The 14,615-nt window shown below is 42.5% G+C and carries 15 protein-coding genes; 10 read left to right on the top strand and 5 right to left on the bottom strand.

All coding sequences use genetic code 11. From position 1 onward, the window contains the following. The first annotated feature begins 3 nt into the window (after positions 1-3). The 3 genes from LNN34_RS08260 to ade all read left to right on the top strand — a co-directional run bounded on the left by LNN34_RS08260 (position 4) and on the right by ade (position 3,461). The gene (locus tag LNN34_RS08260) at positions 4-834 is read left to right on the top strand and encodes a gamma-glutamylcyclotransferase (protein WP_099042907.1); all 831 of its coding nucleotides are present in this window, start codon (positions 4-6) and stop codon (positions 832-834) included. Between the two features lie 71 nt (positions 835-905). After that, positions 906-1,571, top strand: coding sequence for a Ktr system potassium transporter KtrC (gene ktrC / locus LNN34_RS08255; protein ID WP_010334094.1), 666 nt, complete (start codon positions 906-908; stop codon positions 1,569-1,571). Positions 1,572-1,727: 156 nt separating this feature from the next. Next, on the top strand, positions 1,728-3,461 hold the full coding sequence (gene ade, locus LNN34_RS08250) for an adenine deaminase (RefSeq protein WP_202656967.1): 1,734 nt from the start codon (positions 1,728-1,730) through the stop codon (positions 3,459-3,461). A gap of 33 nt (positions 3,462-3,494) precedes the next feature. Here the strand turns inward: ade and rnjA are convergent, their stop codons facing one another. Then, positions 3,495-5,162, bottom strand: coding sequence for a ribonuclease J1 (rnjA, locus tag LNN34_RS08245; protein ID WP_010334096.1), 1,668 nt, complete (start codon positions 5,160-5,162; stop codon positions 3,495-3,497). A 5-nt stretch (positions 5,163-5,167) separates the two neighbouring features. Next, positions 5,168-5,377, bottom strand: a complete 210-nt coding sequence (gene rnpZA, locus LNN34_RS08240) for an RNA polymerase subunit omega 1 (RefSeq protein ID WP_010334097.1) — start codon at positions 5,375-5,377, stop codon at positions 5,168-5,170. A gap of 381 nt (positions 5,378-5,758) precedes the next feature. Between rnpZA and LNN34_RS08235 the strand changes: the two genes are divergently transcribed. Continuing rightward, the gene (locus LNN34_RS08235; protein WP_229043081.1) at positions 5,759-6,532 is read left to right on the top strand and encodes a Cof-type HAD-IIB family hydrolase; all 774 of its coding nucleotides are present in this window, start codon (positions 5,759-5,761) and stop codon (positions 6,530-6,532) included. A gap of 41 nt (positions 6,533-6,573) precedes the next feature. On the opposite strand, the gene def is transcribed toward LNN34_RS08235, so the two are convergent. Beyond that, positions 6,574-7,128, bottom strand: coding sequence for a peptide deformylase (gene def / locus LNN34_RS08230; protein WP_044156028.1), 555 nt, complete (start codon positions 7,126-7,128; stop codon positions 6,574-6,576). A 108-nt stretch (positions 7,129-7,236) separates the two neighbouring features. Further along, positions 7,237-7,392 carry a YjcZ family sporulation protein gene (locus LNN34_RS08225; RefSeq protein ID WP_024121259.1) on the bottom strand — a complete coding sequence of 52 codons (156 nt, stop codon included), beginning with the start codon at positions 7,390-7,392 and terminating at the stop codon, positions 7,237-7,239. Between the two features lie 217 nt (positions 7,393-7,609). Between LNN34_RS08225 and LNN34_RS08220 the strand changes: the two genes are divergently transcribed. From LNN34_RS08220 to lpdA, 5 genes are all read left to right on the top strand, one after another. After that, positions 7,610-8,281, top strand: coding sequence for a YkyA family protein (locus tag LNN34_RS08220; protein WP_229043080.1), 672 nt, complete (start codon positions 7,610-7,612; stop codon positions 8,279-8,281). A 408-nt stretch (positions 8,282-8,689) separates the two neighbouring features. Further along, positions 8,690-9,805, top strand: a complete 1,116-nt coding sequence (gene pdhA, locus LNN34_RS08215) for a pyruvate dehydrogenase (acetyl-transferring) E1 component subunit alpha (RefSeq protein WP_024121261.1) — start codon at positions 8,690-8,692, stop codon at positions 9,803-9,805. Positions 9,806-9,808: 3 nt separating this feature from the next. Continuing rightward, the gene (gene pdhB / locus LNN34_RS08210) at positions 9,809-10,786 is read left to right on the top strand and encodes a pyruvate dehydrogenase complex E1 component subunit beta (RefSeq protein WP_014113660.1); all 978 of its coding nucleotides are present in this window, start codon (positions 9,809-9,811) and stop codon (positions 10,784-10,786) included. A gap of 114 nt (positions 10,787-10,900) precedes the next feature. Then, positions 10,901-12,223 carry a pyruvate dehydrogenase complex dihydrolipoyllysine-residue acetyltransferase gene (gene pdhC, locus LNN34_RS08205; protein ID WP_229043079.1) on the top strand — a complete coding sequence of 441 codons (1,323 nt, stop codon included), beginning with the start codon at positions 10,901-10,903 and terminating at the stop codon, positions 12,221-12,223. A 4-nt stretch (positions 12,224-12,227) separates the two neighbouring features. After that, positions 12,228-13,640, top strand: coding sequence for a dihydrolipoyl dehydrogenase (lpdA, locus tag LNN34_RS08200; RefSeq protein WP_059352855.1), 1,413 nt, complete (start codon positions 12,228-12,230; stop codon positions 13,638-13,640). A gap of 48 nt (positions 13,641-13,688) precedes the next feature. On the opposite strand, the gene slp is transcribed toward lpdA, so the two are convergent. Beyond that, positions 13,689-14,063: a peptidoglycan-associated lipoprotein Slp gene (gene slp, locus LNN34_RS08195; protein WP_024121264.1), complete on the bottom strand. Its 375-nt coding sequence runs from the start codon at positions 14,061-14,063 to the stop codon at positions 13,689-13,691. A gap of 432 nt (positions 14,064-14,495) precedes the next feature. On the opposite strand from slp, the gene LNN34_RS08190 reads away from it, so the two are divergent. After that, positions 14,496-14,615 carry a GapA-binding peptide SR1P gene (locus tag LNN34_RS08190; protein WP_010334106.1) on the top strand — a complete coding sequence of 40 codons (120 nt, stop codon included), beginning with the start codon at positions 14,496-14,498 and terminating at the stop codon, positions 14,613-14,615.

Genomic DNA, 14,615 nt, shown 5'->3' with positions numbered 1-14,615 from the left:
AAGATGAACTCGCTTCTGTTTGTATATGGGACTTTAAGGAAGCATGAAAAAAATCATCATTTGTTATCACAGTCGGCTTGTATCAGTGAGCAGGCGCGGACAAAGGGAAGTCTTTTTAATACGGCAGCCGAGGAACCTGCGGCCGTGTTTGGGGCTGATGGCTATATTTGCGGTGAGATATATGAAGCAGATGAATCGTTTATACATAAGCTTGATCTTTTTTATCAAGGCTACCACAAGACATCTGTACATGTCGAAACTGATGCTGGAATCAAGGAAGCAGTTGTATATTATATGAAAAAATATGATTGTGCTGACTTTGTGAACATAGGCAGCGGTGACTGGAAAGAACATCAGATGATCAGCAAATCTAAAGATCCCGTGTACTATTTTGCCTACGGATCTTGTATGGACAATGCCCGTTTTCAAAAAGCAGGGGTTGATCATTATTTTCAAGATCCAGTGGGAGGAGCTGTTTTAAAAGGGTATACAACCCGCTTTACGTTAAAAAGGCCAGACGGCTCAAGAGCGGATATCACTGAAGACGGAGGTACGACAGAAGGGGTGTTGTATCGTCTTCCTTTTTCAGCTGTCGCCTATTTGTATAAAAGGGAAGGGGTTGAATCTCATACCTATCGGCCGGCATTTGTAGACGTTGAAGCAGGGGGAAAGCTCTATACCGATTGTTTAACCTTTCTCGTCCTCCGAAAAGAAGCAGAAACAGCACCTCCTCAGCATTATCAAATCGAGATTGAACGGGGAGCGGAGCTTTATTTGACCAAGGGCTTTACTGAACGGCTTAAGCAGCATATGAATTCGCTGCCAAAAGGTTGATGAAATTAACACTGCCTCAAAAGAATATGTTAAAATTTGATCAATATGATGTTAGGTAAAGGAGCACCACTATGAAAAAAGAATTTGCCGTAATTGGACTCGGCCGTTTTGGTGGAAGTATATGCAAAGCATTGAGTGAAGAGGGCGTCGAGGTCATGGCGATGGATATTGATGAAGATAAAGTCAACGAGTATGCCAAGATTGCATCACATGCCGTCATCGGAGACTCGACCGATGAATCTGTTCTGAAAAATTTAGGTTTGAGGAATTTTGACCACGTCATTGTTGCGATTGGTGAAAATATTCAGGCGAGTATATTAACAACTCTGATTCTCAAAGAACTAGGTGTCAATACGATTACAGTTAAGGCTCAGAATGATTACCATGAAAAAGTGCTGTCCAAAATCGGCGCGGATCACATTGTCCACCCGGAACGTGATATGGCAAAAAGAATTGCGCATAATATCGTTTCCAACAATGTACTTGATTATTTGGAGCTGTCAGAAGAGCATAGTCTTGTCGAGATCGTTGCCAACAGCCGTCTTGCCGGAAACACTCTTCTCGATTTAGATATACGGGCGAAATACGGTATTAATATTGTAGCGATTAAAAGGGGCAAGGAAGTCATCGTGTCGCCGCTTGCGACTGAAGTGATACATCAAGAAGATATTCTCATCGTCATTGGATCGGTTACGGATATTTCACGTTTTGAGAAAAGAGTTCTTCATACGAAATAGAAGAAATATAAGCCGTCCTTAGGGGCGGTTTTTTAATATTATCAGAATATAACAACTTTAATGAACTAAGCGCCAATTTACTAAAATTTTATTGACTACGGATAAGCGTTCCGATAGCATATTGTACCATATAAATAAAAAAGAGGAGGGGGCCATTTGAATAAAGAAGCGCTGGTCAAAAGGCTGAATGCTTCAGCCCGCAGACAAAAAGCTGACATCGTCATTAAGAACGGGAAAATCATGGACGTATATAATCATGAGTGGATTTATGAAGATATTGCGATAACAGACGGAGTGATTGTAGGCCTCGGCCAGTATGAAGGTGAAGAAACCATTGATGCAGAGGGGCAAGTCATTGTGCCGGGATTTATTGATGGTCATGTACATATTGAGTCATCAATGGTGACACCGATCGAGTTTGCAAAAGCCGTATTGCCGAATGGCGTGACGACCATCATTACCGATCCGCATGAAATAGCGAACGTGTCCGGTCAGGAAGGGATCAAATTTATGATTGAACAGGCTCGGCAAACACCGCTGAATATCCATTTTATGCTTCCCTCCAGTGTGCCTGCCGCCAGCTTTGAGCGATCCGGTGCGGTACTTCGGGCGGCCGATTTGAAGCCATTTTACGAAGAGAAAGAGGTATTGGGTCTGGCTGAAGTGATGGATTATGTATCGGTTGAGCAGGGTGAAGCAGACATGGTTAATAAGCTGTTTGATGCCCGGAGCGCGGGGAAACGGATTGACGGACATTTAGCAGGCTTGTCAACTGATCTCATCAATATTTACAGAACCGCTTTTGTCTTGACCGATCATGAGGTAACGACGAAGGAAGAAGCGCTGGATCGTATCAGAAGAGGAATGTACGTCATGATGCGAGAAGGGTCAGTCGCCAAAAATACAATGAAAGTGCTGCCGGCTGTTAATGAAAAGAATGCGCGCCGTTTCTTTTTCTGTACTGATGATAAACACGTAGATGATTTATTGTCAGAGGGAAGTGTGAATCATCAGGTGAAAAAGGCTATTCAAGCTGGCCTCGATCCGTTTTTGGCATACCAATTGGGAAGCCTGAATGCAGCGGAATGCTACGGCCTAGATACAAAGGGAGCGATTGCTCCGGGATTTGACGCCGATTTGCTCTTTATTTCAGATGTGGAAAATGTCACTGTCACAAAGACGTTGGTAAAAGGACAAACTGTTGCTGAAGATAATAAAGCAGTTTGTCAGGCGCAAGCTCATACGCTAACACCAGACCCGGCGCTGCTTCATTCCGTTAACCTTGCTGCTCCTCTTTCCGAACAGGATTTTCATATGCCAATTGATCCCCAGCAGCAGATGAATGTCATTCAAATCATACCAAATCAGCTTGAAACACGCCTGGTGAGTGTTCCGGCTCCAGAAGCACCCATTTTTCAGCCTGATATCGATCTTGACTTGTTAAAGATTGCAGTCGTGGAACGGCATAAGGGATTAAAAGAAACGGGACTTGGTATTGTGAAAGGATTTGGTTTGAAAAGCGGGGCGATTGCAACAACGATTTCACACGATTCGCATAATATCATTGCCGTGGGGACAAATGACACCGATATCGCAGCCGCAGTTAATAAGCTGCAGGAAATTGGCGGCGGATTAACAGTTATAAAAGACGGGGAAGAACTTCACTCGGTTGCTCTGCCGATTGCGGGGTTATTATCCGACCAATCTGCAGAATTAGTGAATCAAAGCTTAATGACGCTTCATGAAAAGCTCTCATTTATCGGTTTTAAAGACCGGTTTAACCCATTTTTGACGCTTTCATTCTTGGCTTTGCCTGTCATTCCTGACATCAAAATGACGACAACAGGATTGTTTGATGTAAAGTCATTTCAGCATATAGCACTGCAATAAAAAAGATGCACTCCTAAGTGAGTGCATCTTTTTTTAAACCTCCATAATGATCGGAAGGATCATTGGGCGGCGTTTCGTTTTTTCATATAAGAACGGAGCAAGCGTATCCGTGATCTCATTTTTGATTTCTGACCATTGAGTGGTTTTTCGTTCCATAACTTTTTGCAAGTGGTTTGAAATAAGCTCCTGGGCGTCATTGATCAAATCACCTGATTCTCTCATGTAAACAAACCCTCTGGAAATCAAGTCAGGGCCCGCTGAAATCTTAAAGTCATCCATATCTATGCTGACAACGACGATCACAAGACCTTCTTCAGAAAGAATTCTGCGGTCGCGAAGCACGATATTTCCAATATCACCGATACCGCTACCGTCGATGTATACTGAACCGGATGGGATTTTACCGGCAACTGAAGCTTCATCGCCTTTAAGCGCCAATACTTCACCGTTATCCATGATAAAGCAGTTTTCTTCAGGGATGCCGCAATCTGTCGCAAGCTTGACATGCATCTTTTGCATTCTGTACTCACCGTGAATCGGCATGAAGAATTTAGGCTTGATTAAACGAAGCATCAGCTTTTGTTCTTCCTGTCCGCCGTGACCGGATGTATGGATATCATTAAGAGGTCCGTGAATAACTTCGGCCCCCGCACGATACAGCTGGTTAATTGTGCGGCTCACGCTGATTGTGTTGCCCGGGATAGGGGATGAAGAAAATACGACTGTATCTCCAGGATTGATTGAAATCTGCCGGTGTGTGCCGTTTGCAATTCTGGATAAAGCCGCCATCGGTTCCCCTTGGCTTCCTGTACACAGGATTGTTACTTTATTGGCAGGAATGCGATTGATTTCGTTATGTTCAATAAACGTATTTTTAGGACAGTTAATATAGCCGAGAGTTTGTCCGATTTCGATAGCCGATTCCATACTGCGTCCAAATACGGCAACTTTTCTTCCATTTAATACAGCAGCCTCAATTACCTGCTGCAAGCGGTGAATATTCGACGCAAATGTAGCGAAGATAACTCGGCCGTCCACCTTGCGGAAAATGTCATGAATGCTTTCTCCGACACGGCGTTCAGACATAGTGAACTCCGGGTTTTCACTGTTTGTGCTGTCTGAAAGGAGGCACAGAACGCCTTCTTTGCCGATTTCGGCCATTTTCGTTAAGTTTGCCGGCTCGCCGACTGGAGTAAAGTCGAATTTGAAATCTCCAGTATGTACGATGTTTCCGGGCGGCGTTTTTACAACAATACCGTAGGAATCCGGAATACTGTGTGTTGTTCTAAAGAATGACACAGCCGTTTTGCGAAATTTTACGATATCATCCTCACCGATGATGTTAAGCTTAGTCTGTCTTAATAATCCGTGCTCTTCAAGTTTATTCCGAAGTAAGCCGATCGCGAGTTTACCGCCGTAAACGGGAATATTGACTTGTCTAAGCAGGTACGGGATGCCGCCGATATGGTCTTCGTGCCCGTGAGTGATAAAAAGCCCTTTAATTTTATCTTCGTTTTTAACTAAATACGTGTAATCGGGAATGACGTAATCAATACCGAGCAGTTCGTCCTCGGGAAACTTGATCCCCGCATCAATCAGCACAATTTCATCCTGAAACTGCACCGCATACGTATTTTTACCGATTTCGCCCAGTCCTCCGAGGGCGAAAACAGCAGTCTGATCGTTTTTTACAAATTTCATACCGCTCATAACTCCAATACTTTAAAATTTTCACTCTGTTGCTCATATTCTAAAAAAGCACCGTCAACAGGTGTGATAAATTCAATATTAAATTTCTTGTCTTTCAGTTTCGTTCTGACGTCACGCTCTGATACGCCTTCAATATAAAGTGAATCTGTTTTTTCCCGAACAGGTACTTCCTCAGCTTTTTTTTGATAAAATACCTTATAAATCATCCAAATCTCTCCTTAAATGCCGTATGTTAGACTCGCTTATTCTATTATATTCGAAAACGGAATATAAGGAAAGTCTTGAGCAAAATAAGGACCTTTCAAAAAGGGACAGATCCCTTATCAGGCAATGGCTTTCCTGCGGAGCATTCCGTTCCATTGTCTTCTGAGTTTCTTTTTTAATTTCCGAAGCATAATGCGGTCCCTCCTTCGATTGATACTTGTCCAAGGCTGTTTTATACAAATAGTATGCGGAGTTTAGCATGGACTTTTCGTGGATATTAATGGAATTTTATTTTGTTTTTGAGGGAAATAGTTTGCTGAAACGAAATCTTTTTGTATGATGAGTGTGGGAATTGCAGATTTAGACGATAAAGGGGAATAACGATGGACTCAAAATTAATTTTTTTCGATATTGACGGCACGATATATGATCACGACAAAAAGATACCGGAAAGCACAAGAAAAACGGTAGCGGAGCTTCAGAGGCAGGGACACCATGTGTTTATCGCAAGCGGGCGGTCCCCGTTTCTTGTGAAGCCGATTTTAGAGGAGTTAGGCATTCACTCATTTATTTCATACAACGGTCAGTATGTCGTCTTTGAAAATGAAGTGATTTATAAGAACCCGCTGCCTGAAGGGGCAATCAGAAGATTGTTAAAGCAGGCGGGAGAAGGAAGCCACCCGGTTGTGTTTATGGCTGAAGATACAATGAAAGCGACTGTTGCTGACCATCCTCATGTCTTAGAGGGAATCGGAAGCCTGAAAACCGACTATCCTGAAACCGATGACCTCTTCTATGAAGGAAAAGAAATTTTTCAGCTTCTGTTGTTTTGCCAGGATGAAGAAGAAAAAGTTTATGGGGCTTTTCCAGAATTCGATCTTGTGCGCTGGCATGAGCTTTCGACTGATGTTCTGCCGCGCGGCGGATCGAAGGCGGAAGGGATTAAAAAAGTAATCGAGCGCCTTCCGTTTGATATCAGCGATACATATGCCTTCGGTGACGGATTAAATGATCTGCAAATGATTCAGTTTGTCGGAACAGGCGTTGCCATGGGGAATGCCGTTACTGAATTAAAAGAAGTTGCGGATTTTGTAACAAAGCCTGTAGACGAGGATGGAATTGCTTATGCTGTCAAAGAATTAGGCCTGCTAAAATAAAAAAGCGGCTGGCACTTATAGTGTCAGCCGCATATTTTCTTTTAGCGGTCAATCGCCATCGCGTTTTCAGGTTCTTTAAATGGATTTTCTTTATCGATATGATCATAAAACATAACGCCATTTAAATGGTCGATTTCATGCTGAAATACAATCGCCGGAAATCCTTTTAAACGAATGTCTATTTGTTCTCCCTCCAGTGTTGTTCCTTTCACTCTGATACGAGCGTAGCGCGGAACATAGCCGGGAATTGCCTCATCAACTGACAGGCAGCCTTCACCGCTTGTTAAATAGCTTCTTTCAACGGAATGGCTGACGATCTTCGGGTTAAACAATGCATAGCTGTATAACTTCCCGGAAGCATCTTCTGCATGGACTGCAATCATCCGTTTATTAATATTAATTTGAGGCGCCGCAAGTCCTACGCCGGGGCGCAGATTGTATTTTTCAGCTAATTCCGGATTTTGGCTGTTTTTTACGAATTCAATCATATCTGCCAGCTGCTGTTTTTCTTCTTCTGTGGCAGGCAGCCCGACAGGCTCTGCTGTCTCTCTTAAGGCAGGGTGGCCGTCGCGCACGATGTTTTCCATAGTAATCAAGAAACTTCACTCCTAAAGCTTAATATGTAAATTATATCGGATTTCTTCGTAAAGGTGCAACGAAACGAATGACCAGCCGTAAAGGCTGGTCAGTGTTTTACTGTGTAATTAGCAACAGCCTCCGCCTAAATAAGCAGCTCCAACAATGATTAACAGAATGAATAAAACAACGATTAACGCAAATGTGCGGCCATATCCTGCTCCGCCATATCCGTAACCATAACTGCAGCAGCCTCCGCCGTAACCATATCCATAACCGTACATGAACATAACCTCCTCTTTTAATTACGCCAGAGCCTTGTAGTAGGCATAGCGTCTACAATAACCTATGTAAAAACAAAAAAGTTGTATGGTCATCTGTCCTGATTTTTCACGATTAGATCTTATTTTTTACTCAGAAAGCCATGCGATAACCACCTGGCTATTGTCAAATATCTCTATGGATTCTATAGTAGAAATTGTCAAGATTGGGGGATTTAACGTGAAAGACAGAATAAAACGGCGCTACGGTGTGAAAATCGGAGCCTTTTGCGCTGTGGTTTTACTATTAACCGGATGTGTGGGACAGGACCCGCTGGATTCACTTCATGACTCATTAGAAAAAGTCGCTGATCTAGAAAAACCGTTTCAAGAAGAACAGAAAATGCTCGAAGAATTAGAGAAGAAAGAACATGCTCTCTACAATGATGTCATCAAGCTCAATATGGATGATTATAAAAAAATCGTTTCATTATCAGACGAAGCGCTAGAGAATGTAAATAAACGAGAAGAACATCTAAAGCTTGAAAATGAGAGCATCGAAAAATCCGAATCAGAATTTGAGGAAGCCAAAAAATCCGCAGAAAATATTAAGGATAAACACATCAAGGCAAAAGCCGAGACTGCGGCAGATCATATGAAAAAAAGATATGCTGCATACAGCTCTATGTTTGAAGAATATGAAAAAGCGATTAAACTTGATAAAAAACTGTATAAGCTGCTGAAAGACAAAGACTTGACGCTGAATAAGCTTGATCAGCAGATTGAAAAAGCGAATGCATCTTATAAAAAAGTCCTTAAACAAAGCGGAGAATTTGATGTGCAAACGGAGAAATATAATAAAGCCCGCGAAGATTTATATGACGCCGCAGGCTATCATATAAAAAAGAGCTGACTATGATCAGCTCTTTTTTTAAATTCTATTCAAAATTTAAATTTCTATTGTAGTACAGTGTGATAGGTTATACTAGTACAGTTTGAGGTACAGGCTGCATCTGTTTTTTTATAGAAAATGTAAAGCGAATACATTTATTGAAAATCAGCGATGAAAACGATTGACGGTTCTTCTTTATATGGTGTAAACTAATCCATGTTAAGCGGTGTTGTATTAGTTTTTTACAACTTCGAAATAATACAGTTCAAAGCAGAGTGTAACTATCCTACATAAATGGTTTCGGCAAACTGGGGATCGGCTAAAATATATACGACTTACTGCTGATACTTTAGGGTACCCTAAGTTTGTATGTATAAAAGGAATGCACGTCTAATGACTGTTTAAAAGAAAGGAAGAGGTGACTTTAGTATGGCTGCAAAAACGAAAAAAGTAATCGTTGATAGTAAGAAGCAATTTGATGCCATTAAAAAGCAGTTCGAAACGTTCCAAATTTTAAATGAAAAGGGAGAAGTCGTGAATGAAGCGGCGATGCCTGATTTAACTGATGATCAATTGAAAGAGCTTATGCGCCGCATGGTATTTACGCGTGTGCTTGATCAGCGCTCTATCTCATTAAACCGTCAAGGACGTCTCGGATTCTACGCTCCTACTGCGGGCCAAGAAGCTTCTCAGATTGCTACACATTTCGCGCTTGAAAAAGAAGACTTCGTTCTTCCGGGATACCGTGATGTGCCTCAGTTAATCTGGCACGGCCTTCCATTATATCAAGCGTTCCTGTTCTCTCGCGGACATTTCCGAGGAAACCAAATGCCTGATGATGTGAATGCCCTTTCTCCACAAATCATTATCGGTGCTCAATACATTCAAACGGCCGGTGTTGCGCTAGGTCTTAAAAAACGCGGTAAGAAAGCTGTCGCAATCACTTACACTGGTGACGGCGGAGCTTCACAAGGGGACTTCTACGAAGGAATTAACTTTGCCGGCGCTTATAAAGCACCTGCGATCTTCGTTGTACAAAACAACCGTTACGCGATTTCAACTCCAGTTGAAAAACAATCTGCAGCAGGCACAATTGCACAAAAAGCAGTAGCTGCCGGTATTGTGGGTGTACAAGTAGACGGAATGGATCCGCTTGCTGTATACGCTGCAACTGCTGAAGCACGCGAACGGGCGATTAACGGTGAAGGCCCGACACTGATTGAAACACTGACATTCCGTTATGGCCCGCACACAATGGCTGGTGACGATCCGACTAAATATCGCACAAAAGAAATCGAAAACGAGTGGGAGCAAAAAGATCCGCTTGTACGCTTCCGTGCGTTCCTTGAAAACAAAGGCCTATGGTCTGAAGAAGAAGAAACAAAAGTAATCGAGGATGCAAAAGAAGAAATTAAGCAGGCGATCAAAAAAGCGGATGCTGAGCCTAAGCAAAAAGTAACTGATTTAATGAAAATCATGTTCGAAAAAATGCCTCATAACCTTGAGGAGCAATTTGAAATTTATACACAGAAGGAGTCGAAGTAAGCCATGGCGCAAATGACAATGATTCAAGCAATCACGGATGCGTTACGCACAGAACTGAAAAATGACGAAAATGTCTTAGTTTTCGGAGAAGACGTTGGTGTTAACGGCGGCGTATTCCGTGCGACAGAAGGATTGCAAAAAGAATTCGGTGAAGACCGTGTGTTTGACACGCCACTTGCTGAATCTGGTATCGGCGGTCTTGCCCTTGGTTTAGGCTTAAACGGCTTCCGTCCGGTAATGGAAATCCAATTCTTCGGATTTGTTTACGAAGTAATGGATTCAGTTTCTGGCCAAATGGCTCGTATGCGTTACCGTTCTGGCGGACGCTGGACTTCACCTGTAACCATTCGTTCTCCGTTCGGCGGCGGTGTTCATACTCCTGAGCTTCACGCTGACAGCTTAGAAGGTCTTGTTGCACAACAGCCTGGTATCAAAGTTGTTATTCCATCAACTCCTTACGATGCCAAAGGACTTTTGATTTCTGCGATCAGAGACAACGATCCTGTTGTTTTCTTAGAGCACATGAAGCTTTACCGTTCTTTCCGTCAGGAAGTTCCTGAAGAAGAATACACAATTGAGCTTGGCAAAGCTGACGTAAAACGTGAAGGTACTGACCTTTCAATCATCACTTACGGCGCAATGGTTCATGAATCATTAAAAGCTGCCGAGGAGCTTGAAAAAGACGGCATTTCTGCTGAAGTTGTCGACCTTCGCACTGTAAGCCCGCTTGACATTGATACAATCATCGCATCTGTAGAAAAAACAGGACGCGCGATTGTTGTTCAAGAGGCACAAAAACAAGCCGGTATTGCTGCAAACGTAGTAGCAGAAATTAATGACCGTGCGATCTTGAGCTTGGAAGCACCTGTACTTCGCGTGGCTGCGCCTGATACAGTATTTCCTTTCTCTCAAGCGGAGAGCGTATGGCTTCCAAACCATAAAGATGTTCTTGAAACAGCAAGAAAAGTACTTGAATTTTAATCAAACTGCATAATCGAGTGGGAAGATGAACGTTTTCCCTCTATTATATATCTGTTTTCAATGCTTACGTTGTAAACTTTAAAATTGCTTAATCAAACTAGGAGGTCGAGAACTGTGGCATTTGAATTTAAACTTCCAGATATCGGGGAAGGTATCCACGAAGGCGAAATCGTAAAATGGTTTGTCAAGCCTAACGATGAGGTTGACGAAGATGATGTACTGGCGGAAGTCCAAAATGATAAAGCAGTAGTAGAAATTCCTTCACCTGTTAAAGGAAAAGTATTAGAATTAAAAGTTGAAGAGGGAACGGTTGCAACTGTTGGACAAACGATCATTACGTTTGATGCACCTGGTTACGAAGACCTTCAATTTAAAGGCAGCGATGAGTCTGGCGACGCAAAAACTGAAGCACAAGTTCAGTCTACTGGTGAAGCTGGACAAGATGTTGCGAAAGAAGAGCGTGCTGAAGAGCCTGCTAAAGAAACTGGCGCAGGACAGCAGGATCAAGCTGAAGTTGACCCGAACAAACGCGTGATCGCTATGCCTTCTGTACGTAAATACGCTCGTGAAAAAGGCGTAGATATCCGTAAAGTAACAGGTTCAGGCAACAACGGACGTGTTGTGAAAGAAGATATCGACAGCTTTGGAGGAGCGCAAGAAGCTGCGCCACAAGAAACGGCTGCACCTCAAGAAACAGCTGCTAAACCGGCTGCTGCACCGGCTCCAGAGGGTGAATTCCCAGAAACTCGCGAAAAAATGAGCGGTATCCGTAAAGCAATTGCAAAAGCGATGGTAAACTCTAAACATACTGCTCCTCATGTAACACTAATGGACGAAGTGGACGTAACAAACCTTGTTGCACATCGTAAACAGTTCAAACAGGTTGCTGCTGATCAAGGCATCAAGCTGACATACTTGCCTTACGTTGTAAAAGCTCTTACATCTGCACTGAAAAAATTCCCTGTTTTAAACACGTCAATTGACGATAAAACAGATGAAGTAATCCAAAAACATTACTTCAACATCGGTATTGCTGCTGACACTGAAAAAGGCTTGCTTGTGCCAGTTGTAAAAAATGCAGACCGTAAAGCGATCTTTGAAATTTCTGATGAGATCAACAGCCTTGCAACAAAAGCTCGTGAAGGCAAGCTTGCTCCAGCTGAAATGAAAGGCGCATCTTGCACAATTACAAACATCGGTTCAGCCGGCGGACAATGGTTCACTCCGGTTATCAACCATCCAGAAGTTGCGATTCTTGGTATCGGACGCATTGCAGAAAAAGCGATTGTTCGTGATGGCGAAATCGTAGCAGCTCCAGTCTTAGCTCTTTCTCTCAGCTTCGACCACCGTATGATCGACGGAGCGACTGCGCAAAATGCACTAAATCACATCAAGCGTTTACTGAACGATCCACAATTAATTTTAATGGAGGCGTAATGTTATGGTAGTAGGAGATTTCCCTATTGAAACAGATACTCTTGTAATTGGTGCGGGACCTGGCGGCTATGTAGCTGCCATCCGCGCTGCACAGCTTGGACAAAAAGTAACAGTCGTTGAAAAAGCAACTCTTGGAGGCGTATGTCTGAACGTTGGATGTATCCCTTCAAAAGCGCTGATCAATGCTGGCCACCGTTATGAGAATGCTAAGCATTCTGATGACATGGGAATCACTGCTGAGAACGTAACAGTTGATTTCACAAAAGTTCAAGAGTGGAAAACTTCTGTTGTTAACAAGCTTACTGGCGGTGTAGCAGGTCTTCTTAAAGGCAACAAAGTAGATGTAGTAAAAGGCGAAGCTTACTTTGTAGACAGCAATTCAGTTCGTGTAATGGATGAGAATTCTGCTCAAACATACACGTTCAAAAACGCAATCATTGCGACTGGTTCTCGTCCTATCGAATTGCCAAACTTCAAATATACTGAGCGTGTCCTAAATTCAACCGGCGCTTTGGCTCTTAAAGAAATTCCTAAAAAGCTTGTTGTTATCGGCGGCGGATACATCGGAACTGAGCTTGGAACTGCGTATGCAAACTTCGGCACTGAGCTTGTTATTCTTGAAGGCGGAGATGAAATTCTTCCAGGCTTCGAAAAACAAATGAGTTCCCTTGTAACTCGCAGACTGAAGAAAAAAGGCAACGTTGAAATCCATACAAACGCGATGGCTAAAGGCGTTGAAGAAAAATCTGACGGCGTAACAGTCACTTTCGAAGTAAAAGGTGAAGAAAAAACCGTTGATGCTGATTACGTACTGATTACTGTCGGACGCCGTCCAAATACTGATGAGCTTGGTCTTGAGCAAGTCGGTATTGAAATGACTGACCGCGGTGTTATCAAAACTGACAAACAGTGCCGCACGAACGTACCTAACATCTATGCAATCGGTGATATCATTGAAGGACCGCCGCTTGCTCACAAAGCATCTTACGAAGGTAAGATTGCTGCAGAAGCGATCGCTGGAGAGCCTGCAGAAATCGATTACCTTGGTATTCCTGCGGTTGTCTTCTCTGAGCCTGAGCTTGCATCAGTCGGTTACACTGAAGCACAAGCGAAAGAAGAAGGCCTTGACATTGTTGCTGCTAAATTCCCATTTGCAGCAAACGGCCGCGCGCTTTCTCTTAACGAAACTGACGGCTTCATGAAGCTGATCACTCGTAAAGAGGATGGCCTTGTCATCGGTGCGCAAATCGCCGGCGCAAGCGCTTCTGACATGATTTCTGAATTAAGTTTAGCTATCGAAGGCGGCATGACTGCTGAAGATATCGCTATGACAATTCATGCGCATCCAACATTGGGTGAAATCACAATGGAAGCTGCTGAAGTGGCAATCGGAAGCCCGATTCACATCGTAAAATAATAGAGATGACATAACAAACAGCCCCGCTGTAAGCGAGGGCTGTTTTATTTATTTAGACAGTACATGCTGTAATGGTTTAATGATGTCTTCTTTCTTTTTCACACATCCCTCTATTTTCACAACGACATGCCGCTGATCAACTACCATGAGAGTAGGGACGGTTTCGATTTCATCTTCCCAGCCTTTTCTGTTATCGTATACCTTCATTTTATCTATTTGGTCAGGATAATCCTTTTCTAAATCTAGCAGAGCATCATAATATGACGCCTCTTGATCAATTTGATTTTCATCAGAAAAAAATAGGATTTGAGTATGATGAATGCTGTCAATTCGGCTTTTTTTTATTGGATTGATTGTGGAAAGGGTGCAGCCCGATAAAGCAAATACTATCATCAGTATGGGAAATACCGCGCGATATCGCATCTATCTTCTCCTCTGTATAAACCATAGTAAACTAGTTTTAGTTTATCATGAGTAACCGCGTCATCTGCTTCTTGTTACCTAATTGTTATATAATTGAAACCGTTTTTAAAGAGCGATAACATCTCTTTAAAACCCAATACTCTGAACGCACACATTATTCATCGCGAATCATTTGCAATTTCGTTACACTATTCAAAAAAAGTTCGCGAAAACATGAAATCACAATGTCTTTTCAGCATAAGTATCGAATGAAAGCGTTTGTTAAGAAGATGATAATTCATGGAACCAAAAAGAAAAAACATGTTACATTAAAAGTTTTCGAAATAAATGTGTTATACAATTTGTTGTTGACATTTTAAATGTGACATATTAATATAATACCAACAAAAGAAATTAAGCGTTTTCAAAATTAAAAGAAATGGGGAATGAGAGATGGGTACGATTGTTTGCCAAGATTGTAACGAAGCCATTCATTACTTCGAGGATGAGAAGGTTACAACGTTATACGGAACATGCTGCGGACAATGTCAGTGTCCTCTTGATGAAGAGTAA

The organism is Bacillus sp. AF23 (assembly GCF_020861455.1).
In the GTDB taxonomy this organism is placed as follows: Bacteria; Bacillota; Bacilli; order Bacillales; family Bacillaceae; genus Bacillus; species Bacillus halotolerans.
The sequence above is the reverse complement of the archived record's forward strand: the minus strand, read 5'-3'. Positions and strand labels throughout refer to the sequence as shown.